The sequence below is a fragment of the Exiguobacterium sp. s183 genome, assembly GCF_018617655.1.
Lineage (GTDB): Bacteria > Bacillota > Bacilli > Exiguobacteriales > Exiguobacteriaceae > Exiguobacterium > Exiguobacterium aestuarii_A.
The window spans coordinates 1-12,360 of record NZ_JACSKN010000010.1; the positions used below are offsets into that span (position 1 = coordinate 1).

The following is a 12,360-nucleotide window of genomic DNA, read 5'->3' on the forward strand; positions in this document are numbered from 1 at the left end:
ATCGAGAAGGGCACGTACGCGCACTACATGTTGAAGGAGATGGACGAGCAGCCGGCCGTCATCCGCAACATCATCCAGCATTACCAGAACGAGAACGGCGACATCGAACTCACGGACGGCGTGCGTGAGCTCGTCTCGGAAGCAGACCGTGTCTATATCGTCGCCTGTGGGACAAGCTATAATGCCGGACTCGTCGGGAAAGACATTTTAGAACGCATTGCCGGCATTCCGACAGAAGTACACATCTCGTCTGAATTCGGCTATAACATGCCGCTCCTAAGTGAACGTCCGTTGTTCGTCTTCTTATCCCAGTCTGGTGAGACGGCGGACAGTCGTGCCGTCCTCGTCGAAGTGAAGAAACGCGGATACAAAGCACTCACGATGACGAACGTTCCAGGATCGACACTGTCGCGTGAAGCGAACGAGACGATGCTCCTCCACGCAGGACCGGAGATTGCCGTCGCGTCGACGAAAGCGTACACGGCACAAATTGCCGTCCTCGCGATTCTCGCGTATGACATCGCCCGTGCGACAGGGCAAGAGTTGCCGTTCAATCTTATGCCGGAACTCGCTCGTGTTGCGACAATCATGGATTCGATCATGGCGCAAAAAGAACTGTTCGAGGATCTCGCGGAACGTTATTTGAAGACGACACCAAATACGTTCTTCATCGGACGTGGACTCGATGCGTCGGTCTGTCTCGAGGGGGCACTTAAGGTCAAAGAGATCTCATACATCCAAGCGGAAGGGTACCCGGGTGGGGAACTCAAACACGGATCAATCGCATTGATTGAAGACGGGACACCGGTCATTGCGCTCATCTCGCAACCGAAGACGAACTTGAATATTCGTGGGAATGTCAAAGAAGTCGTCGCCCGTGGCGCGAACGCCTGTATCATCTCCATGCAAGGCGTCGAACATGAGAGTGATGACTTCATCTTGCCACACGTCGAGCCACTCTTAGCACCGCTCATCAACGTATTACCGGTTCAGTTGATGGCATATTACGCGGCGCTCGCTCGTGGATGTGACGTCGACAAGCCACGAAACTTGGCGAAATCGGTGACAGTGGAATAATCGAATTTATGAATTTCAAGCAGTTGTATCTGCAAAACAAAGTCTTTCATTAGCAAAATAAACTGTATTCTTGGTCAAATTAATCGTTCTCTAACACGAGGGAAATCGGAATCACCATCTGATTTTCCTCGTGTTTTTTGTTGGATAAAAAGAGCGAGGGGAAAAGCCTGGCGAGAAAGAACGTGGGAAAAAGCGAGAAGAAAAGCGTGAGAGAAAGCCTGATAAACATTCGGTTTTAAGGAAATGGAGAGGAAAAAGAAGTGGGTAAACTAGCGAGAAAAAGCATCAGAAAAAGCGGGAAATAGAAGAACAAGTCCAGCATATAAAGGAACAACTTTTTTACCTGGAAATTATGAAATATGACAAAAAACATGATGAAAAAGAACGGATTAGGGAACAACTAATTCGCCTATAATATATGGAAAGTCAGTCGTACCAAGGGTTTAAAAGGAAAGCCAGGGAACGACATTGTTTTACGGGTACAGCAGTAACCTTACAGTTATGTTATTTAGGTTTGAATAAAGATATCCTCTTCAGTATCATTACGGTAAGAGGATATTTTTGTAATAAATTCGAAAAAGGAGGATTGAAAATGGAAAGGGGATTTAATTGGTTACAAGAAAAGCACGGTGATGAATCTAGAAATATATTAGAAAGAATTTGTCTACATGTATTCGAATCAGAATTTTTGGAAGACGACGTTCAAGATGTTAAACCATCACCAGGAGATGACGGAATTGATGTATTCATTAATCATCAAAATGGAAACTTTACCGTCATTCAATGCAAATTTTATTTAGATTCTTTAACGAGTTCAAGAAAAAGTAACATAAGTAAATCATATAATAAAGCCATAAAAACTAAAGAAGATACGATAACGAAATGGATATTATGCACTCCCAAAGTGTTCACAAATAAAGAACATAATTGGTGGGGAGAATGGAAAGAAAAACGCAAAGATGAGTTTGAAAAAAAGACGGGACGGAATTTGGAAATAGGGTTATTAAGCGGTAATAAATTTATGAAGTTAATAAAAAAGCATAAATTATATGAAGAATATTTCGAAGTCGAAAGAGTAGATAAGCATTTAATTGATAAATTATTAAGTAACGATGAAAAAAAAAGGATTCACGATGAAATGTATAAATTAATCGGCGTTATTAGTAGTGGAGATTATATTGATGAACACTTAATAATGTGGATAGATCAAGTAGAATATTTAAGTTGTCACAGATTTTTTAATGAGAGCGACATATTCCATTATCTTAATTTATTAAGTCAGTTAATTGCCTTTGAGTCAGGACCTAAGGATATAAAATATCAAGAAAAAGAGTTTGAATATAGGAAGAAAATTATAGAAGAGTATAAAAAATTGAATTTATAGATACACTTCATGTATACAATATTTTTTAAATGGAATGGAGGAGAATTGATTGAAGACAGCACTACATTTTTTATCGGAGTGGGCTAGAGGAGAAGGGTGGAAAGTATATCTAATAAATGAGTCGTTTGAAAAAAAAACTAGTGACCCTCAAAAACTTATGCAAAAAGTAGTTCAAATTATTGAAACTGGAGAGAAAGTTCAGGAAAAGTTTTTTACTCAGATGGACAGTGTTAGTGAGGAGATTTTAACGATAAAAAATCTAAAATCTCCAACTAATATAAATGCATTATCTGAGAAAATTGAGTTTTCCTTGGGACAGAGACTAAATGTTTTTTATGGAGAAAACGGATCAGGAAAATCTTCTTATATTCGAATGTTCCGAAAACTAGCAGATAATTACTATACTTCAGAAAAAAATTTGAATATTATACCAAATGTGTATGGGGATCAATTAACTAATGAAGCAGTCAGTCAATTGGTTAACATATCATTCAAATTAGATGGGCAATTAAAAGATGAGTTAGTAGATATAAATAAAAGACATGAACAGCTTTGTAAAATAAATGTATTAGATAGTGATTCAATAACTCCTTTAATTAATGATGACTTAACATTTAATATTTTACCTAAGGGTTTCGAAAATTTTCAAAACGTATCAAAATTAATAGATTTGTTAAGAAACGAAACTTCAGAGATACTCAGACAATTGAAAGAAAAAAAAGAAGAGATATTTATAGATACCTCACATGCAAATATTCGAGATGAACTTAATCAAATATTGAAAGATGTGATATCTATTGATGAATTAAATGAGTATTTAAATAATAATTATCCAATACCGATGAATTACAAAGAAATAATAGAAGAGACAGACCTTCGAATTAAGGAATTAGAATCAGGAAATCCTGAGGATAAAATAAAAATTTTGAAAGCACAGAAATTGAAGGTGGAATCAATAAAAGATAGTATTCAAAAACTATCTTTATTACTAAATCAAAATAATCTCAACAAGATTAATAATCTTATAAAAGAATATGAAGAGAAACTTGCTGAAGAACAACGCTTTAATCAGTCATTTAAAAATAGAGTTTTCTTTTTAGATATTATTAATACTGAATGGCTAGAGTTTATCAAAGCGGGTAAACACTACTTGGATTCAATTGATAAAACACAATTAAACTATAATGACCCTTGTATTTTTTGTAGTGCTCCTCTAATTGAAAGTAGAATTGAACTAATTGGGAGTTATATAAAACAAGTCAATGATAGCAATAGTGATAAATTGAGATTAATCGAAACAGAGATTCAAAAAAACATTATAGAAAATGAGATTAAATTATTCTCGAAAGAGGAGGAAGCGTTATTTGGTAGTGAGAAATTTATTGAAAAAATCAAATCAACCATTCAACTATTAAACCTTAATGTTAATATTTTTAACGATAATATCGTAGCCAGAGTTCCCGTGGAGAATACACAAATTCTTGATTTGACACATATTCTTAAAACAATAGAATTAGAAATTATTGTTTTAGGGGATAGAATCAAAAAATTAAACGATTCTAGAGAAGAAAACTTTAAAGCAATTGAGACCCTTAAATACTTAAAAATGAATACACAGAAAAATGTACAAATACATAATTTAAGTACATATTTTGACAAATGGTTTCAATTAACAAAAGAGATGAACAAATTAGAAAGCATAAAATTAAAATTTTCGACTAATACATTAACAATCAAGCAGAAAGAAGCGTTTAAAGCCATTGTAGAAAAAAAGTACTTCGAGATATTTGATAAATTTTCTGAACAATTAAAAGTAACGAATGTGAATTTTAAGCTTATACCTAAAAAAGGAGAAACTCTTCGAAAGAAATATATAACTTCTGAGCATTATAAAGTTACCCAAATAATGAGTGAGGGTGAACAAAAAGCAATAGCGATGGCTGAATTCGCAACTGATTTAACAATGAGAAATGATTTTAATCCTATTCTTTTAGACGATCCAGTTACTTCTTTGGATTATAAAAGAACAGAGCTAATTGCGAATTTGGTTTATGAATTATCAAAAGAAAGGCAAGTTCTTGTGTTTACTCACAATATTATGTTTTATTATATGCTTTATAATATGAGTACTAAACCTTTAGATAAAGAAAACAAATTTTTTAAAATAGATGAAATCGACAAAATGAATAAAGGATACGTATCGGAATCATTTAGCGGTAGGATGGAAAATTTGAAGATAATCACGAAAAGACTGAGGGAGCAAAATGACTACATAAACTCTGATTCTTGTTTTGGAGACGAATTAGAAGAATCTTTAAAGAAAGCTTACTCAGATATAAGAACTTGGTGCGAATTAATAGTTGAAGAAGGTTTTTTGAAAAATATAATAAGACGTCATGAACCTAATATTATGTTTACTAAGGTCAAAGATATAAATCATAATTTTGTTAACGAGTTAGAACCAGTAAATAAATTATTCAGTAAGTCTTGTCGTTGGATGAGTGGACACAGTCAATCTATAGAAAGTCAAAACAATCGTGCTACGAAAGAGGCGTTTAATGAGGATATTCAATATATACTAAGATTAAGCGATGAGTATAAATCATAATAAAATATTGTATGTATATTTAAAGAGAAAAAATTCTAGGAATAACTTTAGTTGTAGGAAATGATTTGAGATATAGATGCAAACTATCGTTTTTGGTTTAGTGGTACGAGAGTTTGGCGTGACGTTTTAAAAAGCACCTTTCCTTGCGAGAGGTGCTTTTTACTGCTTGCCGATATCTTTGCCAACAAGCAAAATAGTAGGAGAAGTAAGCGGTTCCAACTTATGATTAGATAAAGATAAGCGACGAAAGAAGGGCTGACATGAACGTATACATTGCTTGCCATAGCGGATTTGTGACAAGTGCGATGGCGGCGAAGTTGTTCGCACAGGCAAGCGAGGGGCGCTTGTCTTGTACGATTATGCACGGAACGATTCAAAACATCCCGAATGAGGTGGATTTGATTCTCTATCAGGAAGGGGCGACCCCGGTTACCCATCCGACCGCACGTGTCCGGTCAGTCCGACAACTCCTGTCGCTCGAGGAATACCGACTACTTGTCGAAGAATGGATGGATGAGCATGAGACATGAGTGGACCGCGCGAGAACGGTCAATCTTACTACACTTATTGGCAACCGAGACATCGACACCGCTCGCCGAAATCGCGCAGGCGGTGAATTTATCTGAACGCACGATTCAACGCGAACGACAATTACTTGAAGGCATCTTGAAAGAGTTCGAGCTCGAACTCGCCTGGCAACGCGGGCATGGACTTAGCCTTGTCGGCAAACCGTCTGCGAAGCAACAGCTACGAGAAGACCTCATCTTATCTGCAGAAGCGATCCCGACGAGCGAGGATCGTTTATTTGAGCTGGCGTGGCGCCTCTTGTTCGAGAACGACACACTCAAACTGCAGGCGGTCGCCAAACAGATGCACGTGTCTCCGAGTACATTGACGCAAGATTTGGAGAAGTTGGATCGATGGTTCGAAGAGTATCATTTAGAAGTCGAACGGAAAAAAGGTGTCGGTGCCAGAGTGCTCGGGTATGAGTCGGAGAAACGTAAGCTACTGATCAACGCGTTGCTCGCTCACTGGGATACACTTGCCTTTTACCGCTTCGTTCGTGGCGAGGATGACTACATTCCGGCCTTTTTGAAGACCGTACCATGCGAAGAGATGCTGGAAGGTCTTCGGGACGGTTATGATTATTTGAAGTCACGCTCGTTTGAGCGGATGGATGACCGCACCATCATGCGGGTCACGTTCGCCTATGGTGTGCAACAAGCACGGCTAGCGTCCGGATTCTTTTTAGAGATGTATACGAAAGGCAGGTCTGAGGACTATTTGAAAGTCGCGACCGACATGGAGGAAGCGCTTGGCATCACTTACTCGATGGCGGAACGCGTCTGGTTTGCCGAGGAGGCGAATCGCCTTCGCTCGATTAAAGATCAAATGAAAGAAGATGAAGAAGAGCGGTGGATCATGCAGATTCGGGTGCATAAACTGATTCATCACGTCTCGCTCATTTACGGGTTTACCTTTACGGATGACACGGCGCTCGAACGTGGACTGCTCGCGCACATCTTGTCGAGTATGAACACGCAGGCGTTACCTGAAACAAGTACAGTCAAGCCGCATATCGACCGAGACTATCCGGGACTTCGCTCCGCAATCCAACAGGCTGCCGACATCGTCTTTGGGATGAATACGTTCACAGAGGAAGAGACGGTCTTTTGGGCGATGCACTTCGCGGCAGCGCTCGTCAAACCAGTGCGGCGTCGCGAGTATCGGGCACTCGTCGTCTGCTCGGCCGGACTCGGTTCGTCGAAGATGCTCGTCAATCGAGTACGTCAAGAGTTCCCGGAGATGCAAGACGTGGTCAACTCGTCTCTATTCGGATTAGAACAGCATCGACTCGAGGAATATGATGTCGTCTTGTCGACAGTGCCATTACCACCACTCTCGGTACCGACATTGATCGTCAATCCGTTGTTGACGAGTGAGGAAGTACAGCGCGTCCGTCATCTCTTGTTGTCGTTACCGCAATCATTTCAAACGTTGACTTCAAAGCCGCGATCGACGATGCTCGATTTTGAAGAACTTGGCGAACTCGTGGAGACGTTCGAGCGGATGGATGATCAGTTTGATTTGGTCACACTCAACAATACGGACCGTTTAGAGGATATCCTGGTCGATATCGGAACACATCTTGAGGAACGAAATCTCGTGCAAAGTGGAATTCAGTTGTCTGCGCAATTGCTCCGGCGTCACGAAGTTGCAGGTCTTGGGGTGCCGGGTATAAAACTGGCACTCTTCCACGGACGACATGCTTCGATTGAGAAAGCGAGTGTGTTTGCATTCGATTTAACGACATCGATCCCGCTCCTGATGATGGATCAATCGACTGAACCCGTGACGCGACTTCTCGTGCTCCTAGCACCAGAAGAGGCGCGCGATGTCGAACTTCAATTTTTAAGTGCGATCAGTGGATCGCTCATTGAGAGCGAGGAACATATGCGTTTATACAGCACGGGGGCGAAAGAGGACCTTCGTTTATTGTTGCACGAATGCATGAAGAAAATGATTCATGAGACGTTGTACGAAAAATGACCGAACCATGGTCATTTTTTTGTTTGGCACAAAATGTTGCCAAAGTGTGAACTGGATTGAATTGAGAAAGCGCTTACTCCGAGCATACAATACAGGTGTAGAGCACAAACCGGTTAGCTACACTACACATTCAACCTTTCACATTTTACAGACTGGAGGTTTTATACATGGCGAATACGCAAGCGAGCTCGGGCGGGGTCCGAGTCAAAGTACAACGGTTCGGTAGTTTCCTCAGTGGGATGGTCATGCCGAACATCGGTGCCTTCATTGCCTGGGGGATTATCACAGCACTCTTTATTCCGACAGGATGGTGGCCAAACGAAAACTTAGCAGAACTCGTTGGTCCAACGATCACCTATCTCTTACCATTACTCATCGGTTTCACAGGTGGTAAATTACTTCATGACGTACGAGGCGGTGTCGTCGGGGCGCTCGCCACGATGGGGGTCATCGTCGGGACAGACATTCCGATGTTCCTCGGAGCGATGATCATGGGTCCACTCGGTGGTTACATCATCCGCCAAGTCGACCGTGCCCTTGAAGGCAAAGTCAAAGCAGGATTCGAAATGCTCGTCAACAACTTCTCGGTCGGGATCATTGGTGGACTTCTCATGCTTGGAGGATTCGAAATCTTCGGTCCAATCATGAGTGCCCTCGATAAAGTGATGGCGGCAGGGGTTGACTGGATCGTCGGGGCGAAATTACTTCCAGTGGCAAGCTTGTTCATCGAACCAGCAAAAGTTCTCTTCTTGAACAACGCCATCAACCACGGGATCTTAAGTCCACTTGGTGTCGATCAAGTGGCAGAGGCTGGTAAGTCTGTTCTCTTCTTACTTGAAGCGAACCCAGGGCCAGGTCTTGGATTACTTCTCGCATACATGTTCTTTGCCAAAGGTGCAGCAAAACGTACAGCACCTGGTGCAGCGATTATTCACTTCCTCGGTGGAATTCATGAGATTTACTTCCCATACGTGTTGATGAAGCCAATTTTGATCCTTGCGATGATCGCAGGGGGCGCAACAGGGATCTTCACATTCGTACTCTTTGATGTCGGTCTCGTCGCACCGGCTTCACCAGGTAGTATCTTTGCCATTCTCGCGATGGCATCACGCGGTTCATACCTCGGACTCGTGGCAGGGATTTTCTTATCGGCAGCGGTCACATTTGCTGTGGCGAGTGTCATCTTGAAATCGAGCGCAGCAGAGGAAGTATCACTCGAAGAAGCGACACAAAACGTGAGCGCGATGAAAGGCAAACAGTCTTACGCATCTGCTCTCGTGACAGATCGTCTTGATAAAGTCGATCACATCATCTTCGCATGTGATGCAGGAATGGGGTCAAGTGCGATGGGGGCCTCGGTTCTCCGAAACAAGGTCAATAAAGCCAACTTGCCAATCAAAGTGACGAACACGTCGATCAGCAACTTGCCGAAAGATGCGCAGTTTGTCATCACGCATGAAGACTTAACAGAGCGCGCAGAAGCGCAAGCACCGAATGCGATTCATCGCTCGGTCACAAACTTCTTGAACGCCGATTACTATGATCAATTGGTAGAAGAGATTAAAGCGGAACGCAGCAAAATTTCTTGAACACAGAACAGATAGAGATACGGTTTAGCTATTAGGAGGAAATCAAAATGCCATTCATTCAAACAGAGATGATTCGACTTAATCAAACATTCGCAACGACAGAGGAAGCGATCACAGCAGCCGGGGCAGTCTTACAAGACGCCGGCTGTGTGACGCCGGAGTATGTAGAAGCGATGCATGAACGTCAAGCGATCGCAAACGTCTATATCGGAAATCACGTAGCCATTCCACACGGTACAGAAGCGGCGAAATCAGCGGTTCAGAAGACGGGAATCTCGTTCCTGCAAGTACCGGACGGTGTCGACTTTGGTGGACAGACGGCTAAACTCGTCATCGGGATTGCGGGCGTGAATGATGAACATTTAGAGCTCCTTTCGCAAATTGCGATTCTCTGCTCGGACGAAGAAAACGTGGAGCGTCTTGTTCAGGCGAAGACGAAAGAAGAAATCTTGGCGCTCTTCATGGAAGAGGTGGCATAAATGAAAGCTGTTCATTTTGGAGCAGGAAACATCGGACGCGGATTTATCGGGTTGCTACTGAATCAAAGTGGTTATGAGGTGACGTTCGTCGACATTAACGACACGGTCATCGAAGCACTCGAAGCCAAACGTCATTATGAGGTCGGATTCGCGGAAGACGGTGTCAATCGAATCGTCGTCGACCGAGTACGCGGGGTTAACAGTTTGAAAGAGCCAGCCCGCGTCGCGGCTCTGATTGCAGAAGCGGATCTCGTGACGACGGCTGTCGGACCATCGCTTCTTTCAAAAGTAGCCCCATTGATCAGTGAAGGTCTCCGTGTACGTGAAGTTGAGGACGCGCCGGTCTATGTCATCGCATGTGAGAACATGATTGGTGGGAGTGCCATTCTTCGTCAAGAAGTAGAGGCATGTGGCGGTGTCGGGGAGGCAAATGTCTTCTTCCCGAATGCGGCAGTTGACCGTATCGTTCCTCTTCAACAGCATGAAGACCCACTTTATGTGGAAGTCGAGACGTTCCATGAATGGGTCATTGAAACGCAAGGGCTGAACGAGCAACCACCGATTCAAGGTGTGACATGGGTCGAGGAAATCGGACCGTACATCGAACGCAAACTCTTCACGGTTAATACCGGGCACGCCATCGCCTCTTATATCGGTTCGTTGTTCGGGAAGGCGACGATTGATGAGGCGCTACAAGATCGCCGCGTGCGTCAAGTCGTTCAAGGCGCCTTGTATGAGACAGGTTGGTTATTGCTTGAGAAATATGGCTTCGAAGCGAAAGAGCATAGCCAATACATCCAAAAAATCATCAAGCGTTTTGAAAATCCGAAATTAAAGGATGAGGTGTCACGGGTGGCACGTTCGCCGATTCGTAAACTCGGACCGAGCGACCGTCTCGTCAAACCAGCCCGTGAGTTGATGGATAACGGGATCGAGCCGAACGAACTCGCCTACGGGATTGCAGCGGCCCTCCATTATCACAACCCGGAGGATTCGGAATCGTCAGAACTCAATTTGTCGATTGAAGAGCACGGCATCTCATCAACGATTGAAAAATATTTGCAGCTCCATGAGGGAGACACATTGACGCAATTGATTCTCGACCAATATCATTTGATTCGGGAAGAAGAGAAAGAACGCGTGTCATAAGGGAATGGAAGGCGAGAGCACGTCTGTGAAAGCAGGTGTGCTCTTTTACTGTTGGAAGAAAATCTGAACAAATTGAGAAGAGTGACGGAGGATGGTATTTCCTCCTGCAATAACGGGTACTTATCAACAGGAAGGAGACTCGTTATGTATAAAACTTCAGAAATCATTCGATTTATTACAATCACATTCGGTTATTCATGGATTGTCTGGGCGAGTCTCTATTGGTGGACCGATTTACCGATTATGGCAATCGTCATTATTGGAGCGTTTGGACCGAGTCTTTCCGGTGTATTGACGATGTATCGACTTCGGGGTGTAGCAGGGGTCAGGCATATTCTTCAAAAAAGTATTCAAGTGAGAATGAGTTGGAAAACGTACGCAATCCCGTTCGGATTGATTCCATTCATATTCCTTGTCGCGTATTGGTGGACGGACCGGAGTGGTGCGTTAATCGCTCGTGAACCGTGGTGGATTGCTCCTTACTTTTTATATATGCTCTTCCTGGGTGGGACGCTACAAGAAGAATACGGCTGGCGAGGTTATTTGCTTGATGCGTTGCAGTCGAGATTGTCCCCATTATTGGCAAGTTTAGTGCTAGGGGGAATTTGGGCGATTTGGCATACACCGCTTTTTCTTATGGCTGGTACCGGTCAGGCAAATTTGCCGTTTTGGGCATATGGATTGTCTGTTATGGCCTATTCGATTCTGATTAGCTGGGTATACAATGGATCATCGCGCAATTTGTGGTCCGCATTTCTCATGCATACAATGTTCAACGTCATGTTCGTGATGGTAGGCTTCGAAGCAGAAGAAGGGTATCCCATCGGCTTAATTCATTTGATGATCACGTTATGGACCGCAGCGATTTTAGTGTTATGGAAAACATACGGGAAATTGAATTACGAGCCGCTTGAAGAATTCATTCCTTCGTATCCGAGTGTTACGCATCGGATTCGCGAGGGTAAAGAGTAAAAAAAACAAAAAAGAGAAAAGGAAGTGGACGTCTTGAACTTTCGCGCACTCGAGCAATCAGACGTAAAATCCTTACAACGCTTATTTATGGAGAGTTTGAGTGACTTGATTCGACGAGAGCGTTTTGAAGACGCCGATTTGCTTGATGAAGAAGTAGCGCGCCTGAATACGACCATTCAAGATCATTTTGACGACGATCATGTTCAATTGTATGTGGTTGAGCACGAAGGAAACCTTATTGGGGCGGGGGCCTTGTTGCCTCCAAACGATATTATATCGGGTAACTTGGAAACAAAGCGGGGCGCCATCGAACTCGGGAGCGTCTATGTTCTTCCTCGTATGCAGCGTCAAGGAGTCGGGCAATTTCTATTAGAAGAAATGAAGCGAGAAATCCTCAGGAGAAAGCAACACGTCTTCTACTTAGATGCGGGATTTCCCAGTGCTCAGACCTATTGGCAAAAACAATTGGGTGAACCTTCATTGATTCTTGACCATTACTGGGGTCCTGGTGCACCCCACATGATATGGGAAGTGAACATAAAATAAGGAACT

At 42.9% G+C, this 12,360-nt stretch carries 10 protein-coding genes; all 10 read left to right on the plus strand.

The window, feature by feature from the left end; genetic code table 11:
- The coding region (gene glmS, locus KNP62_RS14905) for a glutamine--fructose-6-phosphate transaminase (isomerizing) (protein ID WP_214786232.1) at positions 1-1,077 on the plus strand (1,077 nt) is incomplete at its 5' end.
- A 592-nt stretch (positions 1,078-1,669) separates the two neighbouring features.
- A complete protein-coding gene (locus tag KNP62_RS14910) occupies positions 1,670-2,461 on the plus strand; it encodes a restriction endonuclease (RefSeq protein WP_214786234.1) in 792 nt (263 codons plus the stop codon).
- A 49-nt stretch (positions 2,462-2,510) separates the two neighbouring features.
- Positions 2,511-5,069, plus strand: coding sequence for an AAA family ATPase (locus KNP62_RS14915; protein ID WP_214786236.1), 2,559 nt, complete (start codon positions 2,511-2,513; stop codon positions 5,067-5,069).
- A gap of 260 nt (positions 5,070-5,329) precedes the next feature.
- On the plus strand, positions 5,330-5,599 hold the full coding sequence (locus KNP62_RS14920; protein WP_214786238.1) for a PTS sugar transporter subunit IIB: 270 nt from the start codon (positions 5,330-5,332) through the stop codon (positions 5,597-5,599).
- A complete protein-coding gene (locus tag KNP62_RS14925) occupies positions 5,589-7,619 on the plus strand; it encodes a BglG family transcription antiterminator (RefSeq protein WP_214786240.1) in 2,031 nt (676 codons plus the stop codon). The genes KNP62_RS14920 and KNP62_RS14925 overlap by 11 nt, the downstream gene beginning before the upstream one ends.
- Positions 7,620-7,786: 167 nt before the next feature.
- Positions 7,787-9,208, plus strand: coding sequence for a PTS mannitol transporter subunit IIBC (locus tag KNP62_RS14930; protein ID WP_214697278.1), 1,422 nt, complete (start codon positions 7,787-7,789; stop codon positions 9,206-9,208).
- Between the two features lie 47 nt (positions 9,209-9,255).
- Positions 9,256-9,687, plus strand: coding sequence for a PTS mannitol transporter subunit IIA (locus tag KNP62_RS14935; protein ID WP_214748595.1), 432 nt, complete (start codon positions 9,256-9,258; stop codon positions 9,685-9,687).
- Positions 9,688-10,836 carry a mannitol-1-phosphate 5-dehydrogenase gene (locus tag KNP62_RS14940; RefSeq protein ID WP_214786242.1) on the plus strand — a complete coding sequence of 383 codons (1,149 nt, stop codon included), beginning with the start codon at positions 9,688-9,690 and terminating at the stop codon, positions 10,834-10,836.
- A gap of 144 nt (positions 10,837-10,980) precedes the next feature.
- Entirely contained in the window at positions 10,981-11,808 is an 828-nt protein-coding gene (locus tag KNP62_RS14945) for a CPBP family intramembrane glutamic endopeptidase (RefSeq protein WP_214786244.1), read from the plus strand.
- A 33-nt stretch (positions 11,809-11,841) separates the two neighbouring features.
- Positions 11,842-12,354 (plus strand): GNAT family N-acetyltransferase, encoded by a 513-nt coding sequence (locus KNP62_RS14950; protein ID WP_214786246.1) that lies wholly within the window; start codon positions 11,842-11,844, stop codon positions 12,352-12,354.
- The last annotated feature ends 6 nt before the right edge of the window (positions 12,355-12,360 follow it).

Excerpts from the sequence above, each read along its gene's own strand:
- KNP62_RS14920 (WP_214786238.1), top strand. The coding sequence starts at position 5,330 with ATGAACGTATACATTGCTTGCCATAGCGGATTTGTGACAAGTGCGATG.
- KNP62_RS14945 (WP_214786244.1), top strand. The coding sequence starts at position 10,981 with ATGTATAAAACTTCAGAAATCATTCGATTTATTACAATCACATTCGGT.
- KNP62_RS14930 (WP_214697278.1), top strand. The coding sequence starts at position 7,787 with ATGGCGAATACGCAAGCGAGCTCGGGCGGGGTCCGAGTCAAAGTACAA.
- KNP62_RS14935 (WP_214748595.1), top strand. The coding sequence starts at position 9,256 with ATGCCATTCATTCAAACAGAGATGATTCGACTTAATCAAACATTCGCA.
- KNP62_RS14940 (WP_214786242.1), top strand. The coding sequence starts at position 9,688 with ATGAAAGCTGTTCATTTTGGAGCAGGAAACATCGGACGCGGATTTATC.
- KNP62_RS14925 (WP_214786240.1), top strand. The coding sequence starts at position 5,589 with ATGAGACATGAGTGGACCGCGCGAGAACGGTCAATCTTACTACACTTA.
- KNP62_RS14910 (WP_214786234.1), top strand. The coding sequence starts at position 1,670 with ATGGAAAGGGGATTTAATTGGTTACAAGAAAAGCACGGTGATGAATCT.